Genomic DNA, 22,722 nt, shown 5'->3' with positions numbered 1-22,722 from the left:
CCTCAGCCGCACGCAGTATTGATTGGCCGCAGCAAGCCAGGAGCCGCACATGCATCAGAGACCAGACGTGCAGTCCCGAAGGAGCGGATGGCTGTGGCTGTCTGCTTCGTGTCCGAACGGGTTCAGTCCGGATCACGAGTTGCAATCGCCGCCCTTGCGCACTGCCTGATGACCACGAACATGACGCATCTTGAATGTCCGCCCGGTGTTTCGCGGCAGTCACGTTTTCACTCGGCTGACGCCGCTTCGGCAAGCCTCGCGGCGGCCGAAATCGCCGACGAACGCAGGCGAGCGATCGTCGAGGAGATTCCACGGCTGCGCGGCTATGCGCGCGCGCTGCTGCGGGACCGCGATGCCGCCGAAGACCTTGTGCAGGACAGCCTCGAAAGGGCGCTGTCTAGGATGGCGAATTGGACGGCAGGCGATACCCCACGCCGCTGGCTGCTCACGATCATGCACAATCTGTTCGTCGACCAGTTGCGGCGCGCCAAACGCCATGCCCAGGCGGTTACCACGATTTCAGAAACGATAGATGCGATCGCGACGTCGCCACAGACCGACAGGCTCATATCGCTGGACGTGTTCTCGGCGCTTCAGCAGATTAATCCCGAACGGCGCGCAGCGCTCGTGCTTGTCGCGGTCGACGGCCTTTCCTACGCCGATGCCACGAAGGCGCTGGGTATTCCGGCGGGCACGCTGACGTCGCGGATCGCCAGGGGTAGAGAGGAGTTGCGATCGATCCTCGAAGGTGTCTCGCGGCCTGGACGACCAGGGTGAGCCAAGAATGAACCGGCGCCGTTTGCATGATGAGCCCAAGGCACCGGCCGTCCACGCCGGCGCGGCGTCACGGGGGTATATCCGGCGAACGGCGGAGCCGGTATGTGGCCGGACCGCGGCTACAGCATCGAGAACGGCTGGAGCGAGCGGGCGGGATCGCTCTAGTGGTTTGCGCTTCGAAGGCCCAACCGCTCTGCAACCCGTACCAGGTCAGGCAAGGTTCGGACCGCCATCTTCCGCATGAGATGCCCGCGATGGATCTTGACCGTAATTTCGCTGAGGCCCATCTCGCCCGCGATCTGCTTGTTCATCAAGCCTTTGGTCACGAAAAACATGACCTCCTTTTCGCGAGAAGTCAGTGTTTGGTACAGGGCCGATATCGTCGCCACTTCCTGGTCGGATTCCCACCTTATGCGGTCTGTCTCGAGGGCGCCGTAAACCGCATCAAGCATGTCCTGGTCCCGGAACGGTTTGGTCAGAAAATCGATCGCCCCGGCTTTCATCGCGCGCACCGACATCGGGACATCGCCGTGTCCGGTCATAAAGACGATCGGCATTTGAATGTTCGACTTTGCAAGATGAGTCTGGAAATCGAGGCCGCTTACGCCGGGCAACCGGATATCGAGCACGAGGCAGCTTGGCGTTTCCGGTAGTTTGCCCTGCAGGAATTGGCTGGCGGAGGCGAACAACTCGACATGCAGCCCCACGGATCTGAACAGGCCGCTCAGGGCATCCCGCACAGCGTCATCATCATCGATGACATAGACGGTCGACGCAAAAGTGGTCGACGCGGTTCGGCCTGGATTGGAACCTGCTGTCACGATAGCGATACGCCTCTCACGATTCCTGCTGCGGAATGGCACAGCGCCATCTTAGCATATTAATTTGGCAACGGCCGCCGCCACCGGGCGAGACGTGGTCGCGACTGTCGGCAATGCCGAGGCAGATCGGACCGCTTCCGCGATGGTTCGTTCGAATACACTATCAATACCACCGATCCAGCTGCCGGCGCAGCTCATGCGCGCTGACGCCTCCACCGTCGCGCCCTCTGCGCAGCGGTGCCAGACAGGCGATCACCGAAACCTGCCTGGAATTCAACCGCACAGGTTGGCGGCAATCTTCCCGGAACGAACGCAAATGCCGATCTGGAACGCACGCGACTTTGCTCCCAAGGGCATCGAGGTGGCAGCGCTCGGATCACCACGAAGAGGTCATTCCGGCTTGTTTTCGCGTGGCCAGTTCAGCGCATTGTCGATGCACCGGATCATGGCGGCGGCGTCAAAAGGCTTGTAGAAGAAGCCTGCCGCCCCGGCAGCGAGGGCTTTTTGCCGGGTGCGTTCGTCAGGATAGGCCGTGATAAAGATCACCGGAACGGTGTGGCCACGTGCCAAGAGCAACGTCTGCAGCTCCAAACCGTTCATTCCCGGCATCTGTACATCGGTAATGACACAGCAGGCGTCGGCGAGCCGGGGCGAACGCAAGAGTTCCTCGCCCGAGGCAAACAGGTTCGCCGCAAAGCCTAAGGAACGCATCAGATTCGCGGTGGACGTGCGGATCGCCTCGTCGTCGTCAACAATGGCAATCATAGGAATTTTCGGCACCTCGGTGTCCCCCCGGAGACTGTGTCATCCGGCGTCGCCCGGCGCGATGTCATCTCGGCGCCAGCATACAGCGCAGCGCCAGGACCGAAACTATACAGAGGTTTGAGCGAGCTGAGGTTCACAGGCAGCCATGCCGTGACCTCGCGGCCGGGCGGAGAACCGTACGGTTACGTCGAAGCGTCAAGGTTCAACTGCACGGTGGATATCATTATCGCACGGCGCCGGCGGCCTCGTTGCGCAAAGTTGCCGTCATCGCCCGAGCGCCAAGGCGCCGCCTCCGCCAATAGTGATACCATCGTATATGCCGCATAACTGATGATATGATTCATTCAGACTGCCATTCAATGGAGCAGGTTTCCCACCCGTGTACCTTGGCCCGGCAAGCAGAAGAAAAATTCTGAGGGCAGAGGAGCAATGGTCCAATGCAGTTCCACTCATTGTCTGCATCCGAATATTACGATCGGCAGCCGGAAGAGGATCGGCCCGTCCTTCCTCCAGGCGACGGCATGGCCCGACCGATGCACGCCGCCGGCCCGCCGCGAACGCCTGAATTCGGCTCGTCATTGTTCGATCCATTCGACGCAAGCCGCGGCGCCTACCCGGTGGCGTCAGATTCCGGCATGATTACGATCCCCCTCACTCATATGAATGTCGTTCTCTCGGTGTCCACCGCAGCGATGCTGCAACCCCATCACGGCGCTCTGACGATGCATGCAAATGCAGTGGCGGGCCCTGATCCCGCGGCAGTGCCCAAGGCGGGCACGGCGCAATTCGCCGAAGCAGGCCGACGCGTGATCGGCGGGCTGAACATCTTGCACGCGCCCCGGGACCTCGGCCTTGCCGAGCTGGTCCCGGAACGGCACTCCTCTGATCCGGTCGTCGAGCGGCTTTCCAGAGCGCTCGAGGCGGCCGAAGGCAGCCATGATGGATTTGGCAATCTCTATGCCGACGCAGTCCGCCTTGCCATCGTAACCCGCTTGCTCACGCTGCGCTCGGATCCGGAGCCAGACCTGAATGAGCCGGCACGCGCTACGGCGGCCCTGCCGAAATGGCGGTGGAAGCGCGTTGTCGATTACATCGATTCACATCTCGATGAGACGATTACGCTCGCCGACATGGCAGCAGTGGCGGGGCTCAGCCGAATGTATTTCGCCGCACAGTTCCGGGCAGCCACCGGCATTCGCCCGCATGAATTCTTGCTGCGGCGACGGATTGACCGCGCCAAGCAGATGCTCATCGAGACCGAGATGACCCTGGTCGACGTGGCGCTGAGCGTGGGCTTTCAGAACCAGGCCCATTTCACCACGGTCTTCAGACGTTTCGTTGGCGAGACCCCCTATCGCTGGCGTTGCGGCAATCGCACGGATGTCGCAGAGAGCCCTTCCAACAGCGATCCCTCCCCTTGGCGCTACCGGCCTCGTGGATCGGATACGTGGCCCATTCAACTGGCATCTCCGGGAGGGTTGCCACCCCGCAGCGCTGCTGGCGCAACATAGTCGACATCGCTGGCAGCACCACTGCGATGGAAAGATGTTGCTTGCCGGAATGCTCCTTGCCCAGCGAGGATTCTTCAGCTGTCCGTAAAGGCATCTCCGATGGCCAATGATATCCGTCCCTACAATGCCCCGGCCGGCGGGTGGGGAGCGCTCAAGGCGCTGGGCGAACACCTTGTCGAGCAGGGAATCCCGATCAAGGGGGCGGTCACCCTGGGGCGCATGAACCAGCCGGAGGGATTCGATTGCCCCGGCTGCGCCTGGCCGGACCCCAAGCACACTTCATCCTTCGAGTTTTGCGAGAACGGGGGCAAGGCGGTTGCCTGGGAAGCCACGGCGAAACGCTGCACGCCGGAGTTTTTCACCGCCCATACCGTTACCGAGCTTTCAAACTGGAGCGATTTCGATCTCGAGATGGTTGGGCGACTGACCCATCCGATGGCCTACGACGCCGCATCCGACCACTACGTGCCGGTCGGTTGGGACGAGGCCTTTGCAACCGTTGCCCGCCACCTCAACGGATTGCCGGATCCCAACATGGCCGAGTTCTACACATCCGGTCGCACCTCGAACGAGGCAGCGTTCCTCTTCCAGCTCTTCGTGCGCGAATTCGGCACCAACAATTTCCCTGATTGCTCGAACATGTGCCACGAGGCTACCAGCGTCGGCCTGCCGCACTCGCTCGGCGTCGGCAAGGGTACCTGCCTGCTTTCCGATTTCGACAAGACGGACTGCATCTTCATCTTCGGCCAGAATCCGGGCACGAACAGCCCTCGCATGATGACGAGCCTGCGCAACGCCTCGCGGCGCGGCGCAACCATCATGTCCTTCAATCCGTTCCGCGAGCGCGCCCTGGAGCGATTCCAGTCACCCCAGAGCCCGGTCGAAATGGCAACGCTTACGTCGACGCCGATCAGCGCCAAGCTTTATCAGCTGCGTGTCGGCGGCGATGTCGCGGTCGTCAAGGGACTCATGAAAGTTCTCATGGAGGCTGACGATGCGGCGCGCGCAGGCGAACTCCCGCCGGTCCTCGACTGGGATTTCATCAAGGGCCATACCACGGGTATCGAGGCTCTCACCGCCGACCTGCGGGCGACGCGATGGGAGGACATCGTGTCTCAGTCGGGGCTCGCTCGCGACGACATCGAATACGCCGCTCGCGCCTATATGCAGGCCGAACGAGCGATCATTGTCTATGGCATGGGCATCACGCAGCACCGGCGGGGCGCACAAAGCGTGCAGCAGCTGGCCAATCTTACGCTGCTGCGCGGCCATATCGGCCGGGAGGGCGCTGGGCTTTGCCCCGTACGCGGCCATTCCAACGTCCAGGGCGATCGCACCGTCGGCATCACCGAAACGCCGACAAGGGAATTTCTCGATCGGCTTGAGCGCCGCTTCGGCTTCAAGCCGCCGTCCCAGCACGGCCACAACGTCGTGACCGCGCTGGAGGCCATGAAAGACGGCAAGGTGAAAGTGTTCTTCGCCATAGGTGGCAACTTCGTGTCCGCCATCCCCGACTGGGAGGTGACACGCGCTGCCTTGCGCAAGCTCGACCTGACAGTTCAAGTGTCGACCAAGCTCAATCGCAGCCATCTGGTACACGGGCGCGAAGCGCTGATCCTGCCTTGCCTCGGGCGCACCGAAATCGATATCCAGGCAACAGGGCCGCAGTCGGTCACGGTCGAGGATTCGATGTCGATGGTGCACGCCTCGGCGGGCCGCAATGTTCCGGCGTCAGAGCACCTGAGGAGCGAACCTGCAATCGTCGCCGGTATTGCGCGGGCAACACTGGGTGCGCGTTCCGTCGTCGACTGGGAAGGCTTTACCGCCGACTACGACCTTATCCGCGACGCGATCGAAGACGTGTTCCCGATCTTCCGGGGCTACAATGCCCGCATTCGCATCCCGGGCGGCTTCCATCTGACGTCAAACGCGCGCGAACGCATCTGGGCGACAGCTTCCGGCAAGGCGAATTTCCTTGTCTTCGACGGTCTCGGCGAGGATCCGCCCCAGGACGGTCTCGACGTACTATGGCTGACGACGGTGCGCAGTCATGATCAGTACAACACCACGATATATTCGATGTCCGACCGCTATCGCGGTGTCTTCGGTCAGCGCGACGTGGTCTTCCTCAACGAACAGGAGATGGAAAGGCGTGGCCTCCAGGCCGACGACCGCGTCGACTTGATCACTCTGTCCACCGACGGCGTTGAGCGCCGCCTGTCCAATTTCCGAATCGTCCCGTATGCGTTCCCGAATGGCAGCTGTGCTGCCTACTATCCCGAGGCAAACCCTCTCGTGCCGCTCTATTCGCACGATCCGATGAGCTTCACGCCCTCTTACAAAGCAATTCCGATACGCATTTCGCGCTCGCGTGCCGAGGCGGTTTGACCATCGGCGCGGTCGCGTGCCTTCAGTTCATCCTCGCCATGGACTTTTTCTTGCGTGTCGATGTCGTGTGCTTCTCGTTGACGAACGTTCCTTCACGAAAGCGAGCGGGCTCAATGGCAATACTTTTCTAGGCGTTCGTTGTTCACTGGCATCTACGAGATTTGCTTCGAAAAGCGACCGGAGTGGCAAAATGATTTCCCATGACCAATGCCGATCTGCCCCCAGGAGGCTCCGCAGTGGCGATCTTGGAGCCGCGTCGCGCTGGGCCGCAGCCAAGTGGCTGGACGGGTTCGGTCGCGGTACCGATGGCGCCAGCGGCAGTGTCGAGCTGGCGCAGTTTGGGGTTCTGGAACCCTATCTTGCCGAAGCAGTCGTGCTGGAGCGGGGAGCTGACTTCGTGTTCGCAAAATGGGGCGCGGCGCTGGGCGCGCTTTGTGGTGGGGACCGCAGTGGTCACAAGCTGTCCGCGCTCCCTCAGCCCAGCCGGGGGCAGCTCCGGCGCCTATGTGTGCGGGCCGCTGCGGAGCAGTTGCCGCAAGCGCGACATGCGACCTGGGCGCTCGATGGGCAGATTTGGCAGTGTGCCATGCTGGCGCTGCCGACGGCCGGCGACGAGCTTTCCGCGACGCGACTTCTCGTCGCCCTGTTCTTTGCCCCTCACCCAATGTTTGCCGCCCAACCTGTTCCGCGCGGCGAAGCGTTGCGTTGGAGGCGAAGCGCCCATACACGCCGTGCACGCGCCATTCTGCCGAACCCCTGAGGCGCCCGTCCGCTCCTCCCGCGGGCGTCCGAACTGGCGGTGGGTCGCATCAGCGATCCCCGCCCTTTTTTTGCTTCGGTCGTTTAGGACGGCTCGCCACCGGACCTGTCCGTGCGGGGTGAGAAAGGCAGGGGCGTTTCTGAAAGACGCCGAACCGCGAAATCGAGATTGTCGCCACGAGCTGCCTCCGCCAAGTCTCGGCAACGGAAGCCGGCCGCAGGATTTGCTACCGCATCGCCGGCCCTCATCTCGGGTCGTCGGCGCGTTCGATTGTTTGCAAAAACGGAAGGAAGAGTCCCGTGCGCGAGATCATCAATGCCATCGCAATTGCCATCACTCTCGGCCTGTCGGGAGTCGCCGTGGCGGACGCCGCCGACAATCCCAAGCCAGCGCCCAAGCCCGTGCATACCGTGGCGCGCAACGTCGTGCTCGTGCACGGAGCGTGGGCGGACGGATCGAGCTGGGCCGAGGTGATCCCGCTCCTTCAGGCAGCCGGCCTGAAAGTGACCGCGGTGCAGAATCCGCTGACGTCGCTGGCGGACTCGGTCGCGGAGACGCGCCGGGCGCTGGCGCTGCAGGATGGGCCAACCGTGCTGGTAGCGCATTCCTGGGGCGGCACCGTCATCAGCGAAGCAGGGACTGATACCAAGGTCACATCGCTGGTCTATGTGGCTGCGCGAGCACCGGATGCCGGCGAGGATTTCGTCGCTCTCTCCGCAAAATTTCCCGCAGGACCCGTCCGGGCCGGCATCCAGGTGAATGATGGTTTCTCCAGATTGTCCGAAGAGTCATTCATGAAATACTTCGCGAACGGTGTCGCGCCCAGGCAAGCGAAGGTCCTGTATGCGGTTCAGGAGCCCACCGCGGCGACTATCTTCGGCGGACGAACCACCGAAGCTGCATGGCATTCCAAGCCATCGTTCTATGCGGTGTCGAAGCAGGACAAGACGATCAACCCTGACCTCGAACGGTTTCTCGCAAAACGCATGCACGCGACGACGGTGGAGATCGATGCGGGCCACCTGTCGCTGGTTTCCCATCCCAAGGAGGTCACCGACCTCATTCTGGCTGCCGCGGGCCGGTGACATTGGATTTGAAACTGTCCTGGCGAAGCGTGCGGACGGGCGTGACGGCCTGGGCGGGCCGTCCCGGCGACGACCGCCCGGGCCGCATACTGCATCCACATGGCGGCAGGAATGGCCTTGCTCGCTGCACTAATGTGCCCAAACCGGTCCGTGCCCACCAAACTGACGATGACTGACCGGTCGCACCCGCCATGGGGCGGATTGCGCCCGGCCATGAGCCTGGCGGCGTCACAGAGCAACGCTCGGCGCCGACGCTTTTTTGGGCGCAAGCACCGGACATTCAAAGCAATGGGCGCAAAGCCATTTCGCAGACACTCACTAAAATCCGGCAAAACGGCGACGTTCATCGCTCGAGCCGTTCCGACTAACGTCACCAGGAAGGTCATCGGCTGAGACATGGGCATCGTTCGGTTCGCGCTGCGATTTCCGCACACGTTCTATGTGCTGGCTGCCCTGATTCTCTTTCTCGGCGCCGTCGCAAGTCGCGAGATGCGGCTGGACGTTTTCCCGGAAATCAACATTCCGGTGGTGACTGTAATCTGGAGCTATGGCGGCCTCAGCACGCCCGAGATGGAACAGCGCGTCACCACGTACAGCCAGTATGCGATCAGCTCCAACGTCAATGGCATCAAGAACATTGAGGCGCAGACCTTAGGGGGACTATCGGTCCAGAAGATCTATTTTCAGCAGGATGTGAATCTCGACCTCGCAATTGCGCAGATCGTTTCGGCGACAAACGCCATTCGCGCCCTCCTGCCACCGGGAATCCAGGCACCGCTCGTGGTGCAGTTCAACGCCTCCAGCGTGCCGGTCCTGCAGATCAGCCTGAGCTCCGACACCCTCAACGAACAGGAGCTCTACGACTACGGCATCTATCGGATCCGCCAGCAACTGGCCCCGATCCCGGGTGTCACGCTGCCAACACCGGCGGGCGGAAAATATCGCCAGATCATGGTCGACCTCGACCCGTCGAAGCTCCTAGCCAAGGGCCTGACGCCGCTCGACGTGGTCAGCGCGGTCAACGCCCAGAACCTGACCTTGCCGTCGGGCACCGCCAAGATCGGCAACACGCAGTATGTCGTGCGCACCAACGCCACGCCGGCAACCATCGACGAGCTCAACAATATTCCGGTCAAGGTCGTGAATGGCGCCACGGTGTTCGTCAAGGATGTCGGCCAGGTCCATGACGGATGGCTGGTTCAGCAGAACATCGTTCGCGAGAACGGCCGGCATTCGGTTCTGCTCAGCATCATCAAGAACGGCAATGCCTCGACGCTGGAGGTGGTCGATGCCGTTCGGGATGCCTTGAAGACGGCGCGTGCCGCAGCACCTCCCGGTATGGAAATCAGAGAGCTCTTCGACCAGTCGGTGTTCGTCAAGCAATCGATCGCCGGCGTGCTGCGGGAGGGCGTGATCGCGGCCGCGCTCACCGCCCTAATGATCTTGCTGTTTCTCGGATCGTGGCGATCGACGCTGGTCGTCATGATCTCGATCCCGCTTGCGATCCTGTCGTCGGTCGTGGCGCTGTATTTCCTGGGCGAAACGCTCAATACGATGACGCTGGGGGGACTGGCACTGGCGATAGGCATCCTCGTCGACGATTCGACGGTGACGCTCGAGAACACCCATCGCCTGCTCACCGAGGAAGGGCAGTCGCTGCCGCAGGCGACGCTGCATGGAGCCGCCGGCATCGCCGTGCCGACCCTGGTGTCGACGCTGGCCATAAGCTGCGTGTTCACATCGGTGGTCTTTCTGGAAGGTCCAGCAAAATATCTGTTCACGCCGCTCGGTCTTGCCGTCGTGTTCGCGATGCTGGCATCCTATGGACTTTCGAGGACGCTCACTCCAATCACCATCGGGCTGCTGCTCAAAAGCGAGCGCCACGATGCCTCGACGGGCTGGTTCGGCAGGTTTCACGCCAGGTTCGAACGGGGTTTCGAGGCCATGCGCCTGCATTATGCCGAGCTGCTGGCCGTACTCCTCAGGCGCCGGTTCATCGTTCCCGTCATTGCAGCCCTGGTGCTCGCGTTGGGCGCTGTGCTGTCGACGCTCGTCGGTCGCGATTTCTTTCCCGCGATCGATGGCGGCCAGATCCAACTCCATGTGCGGGCTCCCGCGGGAACCCGGATCGAGGAGACGGAGAAGATCTTCCAGGCTGTCGAAAACAAGATCCGCGAGATCGTTCCCGATCGCGACCTCCAGCTTGTCGTCGACAATATCGGCCTGCCGGCGCGTGCCTACAATTTGGCGTTCACGGATGGATCGACCATCGGCGTGAATGACGGCGTGATCCTGGTCGCATTGAAGGACGGCCACGCGCCGACTGCCGACTATGTGCGCAAATTGCGCGCGGCGCTGCCCAGCGCCTTTCCAGACGTTCTGTTCTACTTCCAGTCGGCCGACATCATCACGCAGATCCTCAATTTCGGACTGCCGGCGCAGATCGATGTCCGTACGGTCGGCTATGACCGCGCTACCAATCTGCGGATCGCGATGGAACTGCGGCGCCGCATCGCAGCGATTCCCGGTGTGGTCGACGCACACCTGCAGCAGGAAGTCGACGCGCCGGCGTTCTATGCCGATATCGATCGCACACGGGCGGCGCAGCTCGGCCTCGATGCCAGCACGATCGCCAACAACATCAATGTGAGCCTGAGTTCCTCCGAGCAGGTGTCGCCGAATTTCTGGACCGACCCGACCACGGGCATTCCCTACTATCTCGCCGTTCAGACACCGGAAAACAAGATCGCGTCACTGAACGATCTCGGCAACACGCCCGTGTCCTCAACCATCAATACCGCCGGTGCACAGGTTCCTGGGCAGCTTAGCAACGTCGCGACGTTCAAGCGCGACAGTCTCCCGACCAACGCCAACCAGGCGAATGTCCAGCCGGTCTACGAAGTCTACGCAAGCGTCCAGGGCCGCGATCTGGGAAGCGTCTCCAGCCAGATCAGCGCGGTCGTTGCCGACCTGCAGAAGCAGCTTTCGCCTGGAAACAACATCCAGGTCATAGGCCAGATCCAGAGCATGAACGATGCCTTCTGGGACCTCGGCATTGGCATCCTGTTCGCCGCCGTGTTCGTCTATCTGCTGATGGTCGTGAACTACCAGAACTTCGGCGACCCCTTCGTTGTCATCCTTGCCTTGCCGGCGACCTTGTGCGGCATCGTGACGATGCTGTTCATCACTGGCACGACGCTCAACGTGCCTTCACTGATGGGAGCGATCATGGCGGTCGGGGTCGCTTCGGCCAATTCCATCCTGCTCGTGACCTTCGCCCGGGACCAACAACTGGCGGGCAAGTCCGCGTTCGATGCGGCGATCGAAGCCGGTCATACCCGGATCAGGCCCGTGCTCATGACCGCGGCCGCGATGATCGTCGGCATGGTCCCCATGGCGATCGGCGGAGCGGGCGAAGAGCAGAATGCCGCATTGGCGCGCGCGGTCATCGGGGGACTTTTGTTCGCAACGCCCACGACGCTTCTCATCGTGCCGTACCTGTTCGCGCTGCTGCGCAGTGGACAGGACGGCAAGACGGCTCACGGCGTCTTCGAGGAGGAAATCGCATGAAGCCGAGGGACCACCTGGATCAGCCCGACGACACGGTGATGGATGGCACAACGGAGCGGCGGCCGCGCAGGGGCGGAGGCTGGCTGCTTGCATTGGGCGCGCTGACCCTGCTGACGACGGGACTGGCCTTTGGCGTCCAGGGATACTATTCGCGCAACCGCGAGCTCGCGGCGGCCGCCGAACAGGCGCGTGACTTCATCCCGCAGGTGCGTATTGCGGCGGTAAGGCCGAGCGACGACATCGTGCAAGTCAGTCTGCCCGCCACCACAACGGCCTACGACGTCGCCGACATCTTCGCGCGAGCCAGCGGCTATATCGAAACGCGTGAGGTCGATATCGGGGACAAGGTCAAGAAGGGACAGTTGCTGGCCAAGATTGCCGTGCCGGAACTCGATGACCAGATTCTGCAGGCCCAGGCAACCTTGGGACAGCTCAAGGCGGCGCTGCAACAGGCACAAGCCAATCTCGATCTCGCCAAGGTGACGTGGCAAAGGGACAAACCGCTGGTGGACCAGGGCTGGATCACCAAGCAGCAGGGTACGATCGACGTCCAAAGCCTCAAGGCACAGGAGGCGGCTGTCGGCGTTGCGCAAGCCAATGTGAACGCACAGCAGGACGAACTGCGCGTGCTCGACCAGCAACAGGCCTACCAGCAGGTCGTCGCCCCGTTCGACGGCGTCATCACTCAACGCAACGTCGATATCGGCAGCCTGGTGCAGGCCGACACGACCAACAGCACTTTCCTGTTCGCCATCATGCAGGGCGATGTGATCCGTGCCCAGGTCTTCGTCCCCCAGGACCAGGCCTTTGGATTGACCCCGGGGGTCAAGGCTGTGCTCCAGGTCCCCGAAATCCCCGGCCGTACCTTCCCCGGTACGGTGACGCGGATTGCCGATGCGCTGGCACCGGGCACGCGGACCCTGCTGACCGAAATCGACATTCCTAACCCTGATGGTGTCCTCACGCCCGGCACCTATTGCACGGTCGAACTACAGATCCCGCGCAAGACGCCCAGCTTCTCCGTGTCGGCAGACGCGATCATCTTCAACGCCGGTGGGCTGCAGGTTGCCGTGGTCGAGGACGGTATTGCGCATATTCGAAAGATATCGGTGGCGCGCGATCTCGGAAAGGAGGTCGAGGTCCGTGACGGCGTCAAACAGGGTGACCTGGTGATCCTCAATCCGCCGGTCGAACTTGCCGAGGGCAGCAAGGTGCAGATCAGTCCTGCGGCCGTCGGAACACCCTGAAGCGCGTCGCGTTGACCGGCCTCACGCGACGCGCTTCAGGGTGTTGTTTCCATGCATGTCGCTATCGCAAAACCGCTGCGCACTTTTGCGCGACATGCATTAGTTCCGTTCACCTGGGTTCGGTTCAAGGGCGCTCGGCGTGAAATCGAGACCACCGTCCTTGGCGCCATACACGGGCCGAACACCGACACTCCATACTAGCTTATACATGAATGATACTTTGATATGCTATTTAGTAATTCTGATCGTTGCTAGATAAGCGATGCAGGACGAGAACAGCAGAGGCGAGACGAACATCGACCCGAAAGTTCCCGAGTGCCTGTAGCCGGAATGCGCGGTGGACAAATGGCCGCCTTCCTTAACGAAAAGGAGACTTAATCATGCGTTCTATCCCTCTGAAGGCGACGCTTGCCGCGATGATCGTCGCCATCCCACTCACCGGCGCCTTTGCCGCCTCGTCGCGCGGCGGGGACCATGACGGCAATCACGACCATGGCCGAGGCGGCAGCACCGAATACGGCGACTTCTCGCAGAATGGATGGTTTGACGGCATCAACTCGTTCAGGGCCCATCCGACTGCGGGCAAGAACCTCCTCCAGCAGTTCATGGGTGAATGAGAAGGCCCTACCGTCTCGCCGCAGCCCCGCCGCCTCTCAGGAACGGCGGGGTCTGCAGCATGAAGTCTACGCGCATGCCAAGGGCGCAGGGACCAGCCGCCCGCAGGAAGGCCTGGTTACCTGGAGTATTCCTCAAGCCAGGCATGTTTCCGACTTCTCATGCCGCCGAACGAGATCATGAACATGCAGCGCCGCTGACAAAACTTTCGAGCTGGCGGTTCGCTCGCATCGTCTGCCGGCATCGACCTGGCGCAACTGTTTTTGACCCAACCGTGCTTGGCCCGACCGTGGCTGGGACAACGAACCGGAAAATGCTGCCGTGCGGAAGATTGGGCGTGGCCCACAGCCGACCGCCGTGGGCCGTGACGATAGAGCGGCATATCCACAGTCCCAAACCCATGCCCTCGCACTTGGTCGTGAACAGGGGATCGAAGATGCGGTCGACCAGCGCTGGATCAAGGCCCGTGCCCGTGTCCTCGACAGCAACCAGCACGTCCCCATTTTTGTCGAGCCGGGTGCTGATCCGCAACTTTCGTTGCCGATCCTGCACGGTGCGCATCGCCTCGATGCCGTTCGCGACCAGGTTGGCGACGACTCGTTCCAATTGACCGTGATCGCCCCTGATCGACTCCAGGTTCTCAGCGAGATCGACCTCGACCGTGATGCGGTGAAGGCGCAGATCGAGGCTGACGAGATTGAGGAGGTCCTTGATCAAGTCGTTGATGTCGAGGTTAGCCGCTATGGGCGGGGATCTTCGGACCAGATCCCGAACACCTCTGACGACATCGGCGGCGCGAAGGGTGTTGCCGATGATCCGTTCGATGGCCTGTTTCGCCTCATCGAGATTCGCCGGGTCTCTCGTCAACCACAGCAACGCGGTTTCCGCGTTTGTCAGAATGGCGGTAAGCGGCTGGTTCACTTCATGCGCGATGCACACCGCGTGCTCGCTTATTGTTGTCGATTGGGTGCCATACATCAGGTACGGGCTCCTGCGGCAAGACGGGCGCGATCTGGTCGTGGGCGGTACCGGGGGCTGCAGAGGATCAATGCGCCTGACCGTGCGAATGGGCGCGGTGAGACTATTCCCTTTGCCGGGGAGGAAATCCTCCGGAGCGTTCGGTGTGATGAAGCTATGCGCATGTCCCACATCATGATCCTCTCCAGCGTGACGATTGCCTGGAATTTCATGCCATGGATTATCCGCCCCATGAGCTGCGATGCGAGTTTAGCGTTGCAAATAGCTGTAAATATTCGCGCCCAAGACAGGCAGTGAATAACCACATGCGTGGAGAATCGCTCCAGACGCCTGGCGGTGACCTGAAGAGCCATCGGGTTGAAGGCGAACCACGACTGGTTTGCCGAGCTCAGCTGGTCGAATTCAGCTCTTCGAGAAGTCGGCGCGCGGCAACGAGGTCTTGGGTTCCAAATCCCTCTGTAAATCGCTGATAGATGTCTTCGAGCATGGAGCGGGCGTCCTTGCCCCGGTCGTGCTCCTTCCACATGCGCGCCAGCGGGATTGCAGATCTCAACTGCCAGCTCAAGGCCGATTGCTTGCGGGCGCAATCGATCGAGCGAAGCAGTGCACGCTCAGCCGCCGGAAGGTCCGGTCGCGGCTGCGTCAGCAGGATTTCGCCTCTGGCTCGCAGCAAGTCGGGTAACCACAATATCTCGCCAATCTGCTCCGCACGCGCCACAGCCTCGTCTATCGTGGCCAGCGCTTCCTGCGGCCGTCCGGAAAGGGCCAGTCCTTCGGCCAAGGCACGCCGCGTCGACAGCGTCACGATGCGGTATTGATCGGCATCCATCGCCTTCAGCCCCGCCCGCAAGATCTCGACGCCCGATGGCGCATCGCCGCGCGCGACCATGAGTTCACCTTTCAGCGCGAGGCTGACGGCGCGATAGGGAGCAAGGGAGTATTTGATAGCCTGCTCGATTACGATTTCGGTATGCTCTTCCGCTGCCCTGAAGTCGCCACTCCAGCTGAGAACAGGGACGAGATAGATGAGAGCAATGCAATATGAGACTGGATGATCGTAGCTCTGCGCCCTCTTGATTCCCTGACGTGCGACTTTGCAACCCTGATCCGCGAAGCCGCACAGCCACAAGGACCTGGCGAGCGTTGCAAGCCCCGATACGTGGTGGTCGTGGCCAAAGAAGCTCACCCTCTCCAGCCTGAAATCCGACGCCAGCTTCGAGCCTTGTTTGCAGTGGCGCAGCGCAGCCGCCTGATTGCCGGTCAAGTGATATGATCCGCCCAACATCCATTCCGTAATGGCGTTTTCGGTCGGGCCTCCGCTGGCCTTGGCAACGGCGGCGCTTCGCTTGGCGGCCGCCAATGCGCCGCTGAAGTCGCCCTGGCGCGTGAGAAAAATGTAGAGTCCAGAGAGCAGCTGGAGTTGATGCCGTCCATCCTGCAAAATCTCGGAGAGTTCCAGGCCGCGCTCGATCCCGGCCCTGACTTCCAGGCTGTTGCCGCGGGCATACATGGATGACATCGCCAGGGCGCCCTGAAGTTCCAGTTCCCATTGCGTCCCGTGATCCGCCTCCTGCAGTGCGCTGAGGGCTCGCCGGCACCATTGCTGGCACTCATCCAACAGTGAAAGCCCCAGGAATAGCGGAGCCGCATGGGCAGCCAGCTCAATGGCGAGATACCGGTCATCCGAGCTCGAAAAGCTCCATGCGAGCGCTTTGCGAACGTTGCCGATGTGGGGAGCGTGGACAGCAACGTTGTGGCCATCGAAAGCCGACCCTTTGGCCATGCCCTGCTTGAGAAAGCCGGTGAAGTAGCCAGCGTGACGTCGTTCGGCGGCTTCTGCTTGCCCGTCTTCGGTGAGCTTGGCCGCGGCATAGACGCGTGTCGTATCCAATAACCGGTAATAAGCAGGCCCGCTCGTCGACAAGACCGTCATGAGGGACTTGTCGACCAGGCTGGCGATCGCGTTGGTCACTGTCTGCGTCTCACCATCGGCGTCCCCGGCGACCGCATGCGCCGCCGCCAGCGTGAATGGGCCAACGAACACGGACAGCCTGCGGAGAATTCTCTGCTCGTCCGCCGACAGGAGCCTGAAACTCCAGTCGAGCATGGCCCGCAACGTCTGATGCCGGGGCAATGCGGTGCGCCGGCCCGGCAGGAACAGCTCGGCGCCGCTGTCCAAGAGATCGGCGGTTCCTTGAATGCCATGGGTGCCCACACGGCTGGCGACAAGCTCTATCGCCAAGGCGATCCCGTCGAGCTGGCGGCAGATCCTGGCGACAATTGGAGCTTCGGCGTCGCTGAGCCGGGCATGGTGCCCGCTCGATGCCGCCCGCTCCATGAAGAGCTGCACGGCGGGCGAAGCCAGCGCTTGAACGGCAGATGGCGTTTCGTCAGGCGGACTGTCGAGAGGCATCAGCAAATGCACATACTCGCCCTCAACGCGCAACGCCTCGCGACTGGTCGCCAACAAGTGCACCGACGGCGCTACGTGAAGCAGGCGTGCGCAGAGCGGCGCGGCCGTCTCGATGACATGCTCGCAATTGTCGAGAACGACGAGTATCCGCTTGTCAGCCAGGAAGGCGCGTATGTACGGCTCGTGATCAGGGCCCTGGACAAAGCAGCCGAGTGCCGAGGCGACGGCACTGGCAACGTCTGCCGGGTTGGTAAGCGAACCCAGGTCGACAAAGCAAACCGCATCGTCGCCGAATTCCTGGCGCAGCGCATTGGCGACTGCCACGGCGACGGTCGTCTTGCCTATGCCGCCTGGTCCGACCACACTGACGAAGCGGCGCGACAAAAGCAGCGAGGACAGTGCGGTGACGGTCTCGCTGCGGCCGACCAGCAGTTGCAACGAGGTGGGGAAACCCGGGGGCCGCGCCGGGGCCGTGCCGCCCGCGCCGGAGCGCCGGACCGGTGCAACGAAGGCGTAGCCCCGGCCGGGAACATTGACGATGTAGCGGACGCCCTCCTTGCCGTCCCCCACCACTTTGCGAAGGGCGGCGACGTGCACGCGAAGATTGGCTTCCTCGACAAAGACGCCCGGCCAAACGAGATCGATCAGTTCTCGCCCGCTCACGACTTCGCCCGGCCGGCCGGTCAACGCAATCAGCACGTCGAGAGCGCGGCCGCCGATGGCAACAGGTTTGCCATCCCTGACCAGCACCCGCTCTGCCCCGATCAAGCGAAAGGGGCCGAAAGACAGGACTTGACCCGTCTCCAGTTCGCCGCCATTTGCGACGGCCGACCCGGCCCCTGGCGGCCTCATGCTCGAAGATCCGGGTGGCCTTCTTTGCATCTTTTTACGACCTTTAACTCGTCAAGACCGGCCCTCTGGGGTCATGTTGAGCGACGTCCGAAGGAAGTGGCGAACCAGAGCCGCCAACGCATCCTGGTGCTGCGCTGCGCGATGCGAGGAAACGACAATTCTCGGTGGCAGCAGATGGAATGCATTGCGCTAGTCCTTGTTGATGAGGTCTGGGACCAAGGTCGGTTCAAGGCTGAAAGGCGCGGTCGGTGGTAAGGGATTTGCTCCCGCAAATCTGTATTGGACCAATCTTGGGTCCGCCTTCTGATGGCGGTTGGGAGTTGACCGCCCGCTCAAACTCGCCGTAACGCTTCATGCAACGGTTCCACGAAGGGCAGCGACTGGGCCATGAACGGAGCGAACGCCGTTTCGGTCAGCCGCCATGCCGACAACGAAAGGCAAATCTCCTTCGGCCACGCTCCAGTCGAGAATGTCCTGCAACTCCGACATCAATGCCCCCCCCTCCAAGCCCCCTCGACAGCTGTCGTTCCACGCGTTGCCGCGGAGAGAGCGCAAGGATAAAGCAAGCGTGTCCGAGCCTCCATTCTGGGTTGGTACAGATCCGTATCCGATCGGCGGGGTGGACTACAACTTAGGTCTATCCAGAATAGCCCTGAGGCTGGTTATGGGAGCAGGTGCCGAGCGCAGCAGTTCGGCCATCCTGACCAGATCTGCCAGGGATTGCGCGCGCATCCTTCTCATGACTTGAGCACGATAGATCTTAACCGTGGATTCTACCACGCCAATCCTTCCGGCAACCTGCTTGTTCATCAATCCTGCCGTCACGAGATCCATCACCTCGCGTTCGCGCTCGCTTAGCGTCTGAAATCGGGCGAAGGTCTCGATCGCCTGCCGATCGCTATCGAGGCGCATGCTGTCCAGCTCGATTGCCCTTGTGACGGCATCCAGCATTTCCTGTTCGCGAAACGGCTTCGTCAGAAAGTCGACTGCACCCGCCTTCATGGCTCTCACCGCCATCGGAACGTCGGCGTGGCCCGTCATGAATATGATTGGAACTCGAACGCCCGCGGCGACAAGGCGGGCTTGAAAGTCGAGACCGCTGATGCCGGGCAGACGAATATCCAGCACGAAACAGCCCGCAAGGTCCGGCAGTTCCATATTCAACAGCTCGGTCGGAGACGAAAATGCCCGGCTCTGCAAACCGACGGATTCCAACAAATCGACCAGCCCTTCGCGCATCGAAAGATCGTCCTCGACGATGAAGACAAACGCGTCTTGGGTAGCCCGAGCATAAATGGGAGCAGCCACCGGACGAGCGTATGACTGCGTCGGCCGCAGCAGCAAGCGTTCATATTTCCGGGTCATCAGATCACTTGTCATCACTATTCCCCTCGGGATGAGGCCAAAACGGCCAGGGCGACCGCCGCAAGCAGGGCTGAAGCATCGAAGGGCTTTCGAAAGAAGCCATGATGACTCTCAGCAGCAGCGCGCCTTTGGTCTGCGGCTTCATGGCGCGCCGTAATGAAAATGACGGGCAAGTCCGGGCGCACATTTCGCGCTCGCCGGCGAAGCTCGAAGCCGTCGACAACTGGCATGCCGATATCGGCAATCAGGCAATCTATCTTACGCAACACGTCGTGTTCGAGGAGAGACTGAGGAGATGAGAACAAACGAACCGAGTGTCCCGCCGACTCCAGGAGGTCCTCGATCGACTCGAGGACCCGAACGTCGTCATCGACAACCGCGATCGTTGATTTCCGTGCAGCTTTCATTTCGAAGATGTTCCCGCGCGCCGAGAATGGGTTACTGGTACTTGCAGCCTTTCGGCGATCCTCACGAGATCGGCCAGCGATGCCGCCTCCATCTTGTGCATGATCTTGCTGCGATGGATTTGCAGCGTTACCTCACTGATCCCAAGTTCCGCAGCCGCCTGCTTGTTGAGCAGACCGCTGATGACCAGCGGCAGAACCTGGCGTTCGCGAGAGGTCAGGGATGAAAGGCGGCGCTTTAGCGTCACAAGCTCGGCCCGCTCCAGGCGGGCGCCGCAATCCCGATCGATCGCCGTGTGGATGGATTTCATCAACTCGGTTTCGCTGAACGGTTTGGTGAGGAAATCCACGGCGCCGCGCCGGATGGCGCGTACAGAAGATGGAATGTCGCCGTGTCCGGTAATGAAGATGATAGGCGGATGTTGCTCGTGGTCGGTCTGTTTCTGGAATTCCAGCCCGTTGATATCAGGGAGTTCGACATCGAGGATCAGGCAACCGGGCAGGTCCGCCCGGGGGAAAGCCAGATAGTCGGAAATCGAGTTGAAGGCGACGGAAGCCAGGCCTCTTGCCGCCAGAAGCTCGCACAGCGCCTCGCATATGCGCTGGTCGTCATCAACGATGAAAACGAGGCAGTCGTCCTGGGTCATGCCGCGTCGCCCGATTGGATCGGCAGCGTAAACGAGAACACCGTTCCCCTTGGCTCGATGTTCTCTGCCCAAAGCCGACCGTCATGTGATTCCAGTATCGAGCGACAGATTGCCAGGCCCATGCCCATCCCCCCCGCCTTCGTCGTGAAAAACGGTTCGAAAATTCGTTCTGGTTCGGCAATTCCGTCGCCGTTGTCGCGGACGTCGACCAGGATCGCATTCTCTCCACAGCGGCGTGATCCAAACTTCAGCGATTTCGGCACGTCGATTGTCGACTTCATTGCGTCGATCCCGTTGCGGACCAGATTGACCAGCACCTGCTGCATCTGTACGCGGTCCGCGATCACTGGCGGCAGGGCCGCATCGAGATCCGTCTCAACGAAGATGCCCTGCGAGATTATTTCATCGAACATCAGCTGACGCACCTCGCCGATCACCTCGTTGAGATTTATTGAAGTTCTGGACGAAGCGGTCTGTTTGAAGAGTGCTCGTATTCGGCTGACGACCTCGGCCGCCGCCATGGAATCGCGAACCATTCGCTCCGCGGTAATGCGTGCCCGCTGCAGGTTTGGAGGATCCGCTGACAACCAGCGTTGGCAGGCATGACTGTTGGTTATGACAGCCGCCAAGGGCTGATTGACCTCATGCGCGATCGAGGCCGATAGCTCGGCGAGGCTCGCAAGCTGCGAAGCGCGCGAAAGCTTGTCCTGCGTCGCACGAACGACGTCATGTGCTCTCATCTCGTCATCGATGTCGATGATGACGCCATACCATTTCACGATGCGGCCATCGTCGTCCCGTAGCGGCTGGGCGCGATTATCAACCCAGCGATAGATGCCATCGCCCCGGCGGTTGCGGTACCGCATGGCGAAAGGCTCCCCGGTCTTCAATGAGTGGATCAGGCTTCTCTTCACAGCCTCCAAGTCATCGGGATGCATAAGGCGTCCAAGTGCCCCGTCCAGCTTGGTGCCCTCCTTGGGCTCACTGTGGTCGATCTTGCGGCCATAGTAGGTTTCCAACTGCTTGTTGATGTAGGCTGGTTCACCCTCGGGAGTGACGGACCAGACGAGTGTCGGTATGGTGTCGACAAGCTGCTGGAGTTCATACTGTCTGGCTCGCAGCGCCTCCTCGGCCCGCTTGCGATCGTCGATATCGGTGTTACTCCCGAACCAATGGATCACAATGCCGGAGGCATCGAGCACTGGTTCGCCCTGGAAAAGGAACCAGCGGTATTGGCCATCGAAGCGGCGCAGCCGTGCCTCGATCTCGCCCGGCGCACCCGCTGCCAGGAGAGATCGCCAGTATTCGACAAGCCGGTCCCGATCGTCCGAATGTATAGCGGCAGTCCAACCCCAGTCGCTTGCCTGCTCCTGAGACAGGCCTGTGTATTCGAGCCATCTCCGGTTCAGGAACTCGGTGGACCCGTCTGGGTGGGCGGACCAGACCAGTGTCGGAAGAGCGTCGATCAGCCGCTGGAGCTGAAGCTCTTTGGCCTCCAAAGCCTGTTCCGCTCTCTTGAGGTCATCGATGTCGGTGAACAGGCCGTACCAGCGTATGACTTTGCCATCCTCGTCGAAAATTGGTTCGACGCGAGCATGGAACCAGCGGTATACGCCATCGTGTCGCCGCATGCGGTACGCGCGGTCCATTGGCTCGCCGGTTTGAATGCAACGCTGTCGTGCTGCCGCAACGCTGTCGCGTTCGTCGGGATGAATGATGCTGAGAAAGCCCATCCCACTCAGCTCGAAGAGATCCAGTCCAAAATAATCCCTTTGCGTCTTGTTGGCGTAGTCTTGATTGCCTTCGGAGTCAGCGGTTGCGATCATCCCCGGGATGTTGTCGAGTATTGACCGGACGCTGTGCTCGCTCGCACGCAGGGCTTCCTCCTGGACCTTCTGGTCATCGATATCGAGCAAGATCCCATACCACCCGTTGAACTTGCCGTTCCGATTGTGCCTGGGGCAGGCCGCGACACGGAACCAGCGATAGGTGCCATCGTGGCGACGAAGCCGGTACGCGCCATGAAATTCCTGGCCATTCTCCAGGCATTGCGACATGAGGCCTGCAGTTCGGTCGAAGTCCTCCGGATGAATAACCTGCCGACAATGGAGATTACCGGTGTCGCCGGTGCCGAGATAATCCCGAAGGCTCGTGTTCACCTTGGCCAACCGGCCTTCCGTGTCGACGATCCATGCCAGTCCGGGAATGCGCTCCAGGAATTCACGCGCGTCATACACAGCGCGATCCAACGCAGCCTGCCTTTGCGACTCTTGAATGAGAAAGCCGGTCACGATCGCAATTGCGGCAAGGAGGGCTAAACGCATGTAAGTATGGCGTACGGTGATTTCTTCCTGTTCGCCGGACAGCCAGAACACCAACAAGCCGACGCCGGAAATGGCTATGGCCAAGCCATATGTCCGCAGCGGCGACATTGCTTTCATTTTCGGATACTCCCGACGCGGCTCCTGCTGCCGCGCGAGCGACCTCAGGGCCTCGCCCCACAAGAAGGCAACATGATCGGTCC

At 61.3% G+C, this 22,722-nt stretch carries 16 protein-coding genes; 8 read left to right on the top strand and 8 right to left on the bottom strand.

Going from position 1 to position 22,722, the window contains the following annotated elements; all coding sequences use genetic code 11:
- The first annotated feature begins 168 nt into the window (after positions 1-168).
- Complete coding sequence (locus AC1D1N_RS23795; protein ID WP_436261906.1) at positions 169-777, top strand: sigma-70 family RNA polymerase sigma factor; 609 nt, start codon at positions 169-171, stop codon at positions 775-777.
- A gap of 161 nt (positions 778-938) precedes the next feature.
- Here the strand turns inward: AC1D1N_RS23795 and AC1D1N_RS23790 are convergent, their stop codons facing one another.
- The gene (locus AC1D1N_RS23790; protein ID WP_477351420.1) at positions 939-1,598 is read right to left on the bottom strand and encodes a response regulator transcription factor; all 660 of its coding nucleotides are present in this window, start codon (positions 1,596-1,598) and stop codon (positions 939-941) included.
- Positions 1,599-1,988: 390 nt separating this feature from the next.
- Positions 1,989-2,363: a response regulator transcription factor gene (locus tag AC1D1N_RS23785; RefSeq protein WP_436258356.1), complete on the bottom strand. Its 375-nt coding sequence runs from the start codon at positions 2,361-2,363 to the stop codon at positions 1,989-1,991.
- 437 nt (positions 2,364-2,800) lie between these two features.
- Between AC1D1N_RS23785 and AC1D1N_RS23780 the strand changes: the two genes are divergently transcribed.
- The 7 genes from AC1D1N_RS23780 to AC1D1N_RS23750 all read left to right on the top strand — a co-directional run bounded on the left by AC1D1N_RS23780 (position 2,801) and on the right by AC1D1N_RS23750 (position 13,541).
- On the top strand, positions 2,801-3,874 hold the full coding sequence (locus AC1D1N_RS23780; protein ID WP_436258355.1) for a helix-turn-helix transcriptional regulator: 1,074 nt from the start codon (positions 2,801-2,803) through the stop codon (positions 3,872-3,874).
- Between the two features lie 99 nt (positions 3,875-3,973).
- Complete coding sequence (locus AC1D1N_RS23775) at positions 3,974-6,262, top strand: FdhF/YdeP family oxidoreductase (protein WP_436258354.1); 2,289 nt, start codon at positions 3,974-3,976, stop codon at positions 6,260-6,262.
- Between the two features lie 190 nt (positions 6,263-6,452).
- A complete protein-coding gene (locus AC1D1N_RS23770) occupies positions 6,453-7,022 on the top strand; it encodes a hypothetical protein (RefSeq protein ID WP_112563150.1) in 570 nt (189 codons plus the stop codon).
- A 359-nt stretch (positions 7,023-7,381) separates the two neighbouring features.
- Positions 7,382-8,107, top strand: coding sequence for an alpha/beta fold hydrolase (locus AC1D1N_RS23765; RefSeq protein ID WP_477351487.1), 726 nt, complete (start codon positions 7,382-7,384; stop codon positions 8,105-8,107).
- A gap of 396 nt (positions 8,108-8,503) precedes the next feature.
- Entirely contained in the window at positions 8,504-11,677 is a 3,174-nt protein-coding gene (locus tag AC1D1N_RS23760; protein ID WP_436258352.1) for an efflux RND transporter permease subunit, read from the top strand.
- Positions 11,674-12,924: an efflux RND transporter periplasmic adaptor subunit gene (locus AC1D1N_RS23755; protein WP_436258351.1), complete on the top strand. Its 1,251-nt coding sequence runs from the start codon at positions 11,674-11,676 to the stop codon at positions 12,922-12,924. Before AC1D1N_RS23760 ends, AC1D1N_RS23755 begins: the two co-directional genes overlap by 4 nt.
- A 380-nt stretch (positions 12,925-13,304) precedes the next feature.
- Complete coding sequence (locus tag AC1D1N_RS23750) at positions 13,305-13,541, top strand: hypothetical protein (RefSeq protein ID WP_477351416.1); 237 nt, start codon at positions 13,305-13,307, stop codon at positions 13,539-13,541.
- A 175-nt stretch (positions 13,542-13,716) separates the two neighbouring features.
- Here the strand turns inward: AC1D1N_RS23750 and AC1D1N_RS23745 are convergent, their stop codons facing one another.
- The 6 genes from AC1D1N_RS23745 to AC1D1N_RS23720 form a co-directional block, all read right to left on the bottom strand.
- Positions 13,717-14,517: a sensor histidine kinase gene (locus AC1D1N_RS23745; RefSeq protein ID WP_477351414.1), complete on the bottom strand. Its 801-nt coding sequence runs from the start codon at positions 14,515-14,517 to the stop codon at positions 13,717-13,719.
- A gap of 388 nt (positions 14,518-14,905) precedes the next feature.
- Entirely contained in the window at positions 14,906-17,680 is a 2,775-nt protein-coding gene (locus tag AC1D1N_RS23740; protein ID WP_477351412.1) for an ATP-binding protein, read from the bottom strand.
- 726 nt (positions 17,681-18,406) lie between these two features.
- On the bottom strand, positions 18,407-19,162 hold the full coding sequence (locus AC1D1N_RS23735) for a response regulator transcription factor (RefSeq protein ID WP_436258346.1): 756 nt from the start codon (positions 19,160-19,162) through the stop codon (positions 18,407-18,409).
- Between the two features lie 2 nt (positions 19,163-19,164).
- Positions 19,165-19,554, bottom strand: a complete 390-nt coding sequence (locus tag AC1D1N_RS23730) for a response regulator (RefSeq protein ID WP_436258345.1) — start codon at positions 19,552-19,554, stop codon at positions 19,165-19,167.
- Positions 19,551-20,198: a response regulator transcription factor gene (locus AC1D1N_RS23725; protein ID WP_436258344.1), complete on the bottom strand. Its 648-nt coding sequence runs from the start codon at positions 20,196-20,198 to the stop codon at positions 19,551-19,553. Before AC1D1N_RS23725 ends, AC1D1N_RS23730 begins: the two co-directional genes overlap by 4 nt.
- Positions 20,195-22,639, bottom strand: a complete 2,445-nt coding sequence (locus AC1D1N_RS23720; protein WP_436258343.1) for a PAS domain-containing protein — start codon at positions 22,637-22,639, stop codon at positions 20,195-20,197. The genes AC1D1N_RS23725 and AC1D1N_RS23720 overlap by 4 nt, the downstream gene beginning before the upstream one ends.
- Positions 22,640-22,722: the final 83 nt, after the last annotated feature.

This window comes from Mesorhizobium sp. P2_B5 (assembly GCF_056404775.1).
This window is presented reverse-complemented; position numbering and strand designations above follow the sequence as displayed.

Coding starts and splice junctions, on each gene's coding strand:
- AC1D1N_RS23795 (WP_436261906.1), top strand. CDS start 169: ATGACCACGAACATGACGCATCTTGAATGTCCGCCCGGTGTTTCGCGG.
- AC1D1N_RS23785 (WP_436258356.1), bottom strand. CDS start 2,363: ATGATTGCCATTGTTGACGACGACGAGGCGATCCGCACGTCCACCGCG.
- AC1D1N_RS23780 (WP_436258355.1), top strand. CDS start 2,801: ATGCAGTTCCACTCATTGTCTGCATCCGAATATTACGATCGGCAGCCG.
- AC1D1N_RS23775 (WP_436258354.1), top strand. CDS start 3,974: ATGGCCAATGATATCCGTCCCTACAATGCCCCGGCCGGCGGGTGGGGA.
- AC1D1N_RS23770 (WP_112563150.1), top strand. CDS start 6,453: ATGATTTCCCATGACCAATGCCGATCTGCCCCCAGGAGGCTCCGCAGT.
- AC1D1N_RS23760 (WP_436258352.1), top strand. CDS start 8,504: ATGGGCATCGTTCGGTTCGCGCTGCGATTTCCGCACACGTTCTATGTG.
- AC1D1N_RS23755 (WP_436258351.1), top strand. CDS start 11,674: ATGAAGCCGAGGGACCACCTGGATCAGCCCGACGACACGGTGATGGAT.
- AC1D1N_RS23750 (WP_477351416.1), top strand. CDS start 13,305: ATGCGTTCTATCCCTCTGAAGGCGACGCTTGCCGCGATGATCGTCGCC.
- AC1D1N_RS23745 (WP_477351414.1), bottom strand. CDS start 14,517: ATGTATGGCACCCAATCGACAACAATAAGCGAGCACGCGGTGTGCATC.
- AC1D1N_RS23735 (WP_436258346.1), bottom strand. CDS start 19,162: ATGACAAGTGATCTGATGACCCGGAAATATGAACGCTTGCTGCTGCGG.
- AC1D1N_RS23730 (WP_436258345.1), bottom strand. CDS start 19,554: ATGAAAGCTGCACGGAAATCAACGATCGCGGTTGTCGATGACGACGTT.
- AC1D1N_RS23725 (WP_436258344.1), bottom strand. CDS start 20,198: ATGACCCAGGACGACTGCCTCGTTTTCATCGTTGATGACGACCAGCGC.
- AC1D1N_RS23720 (WP_436258343.1), bottom strand. CDS start 22,639: ATGAAAGCAATGTCGCCGCTGCGGACATATGGCTTGGCCATAGCCATT.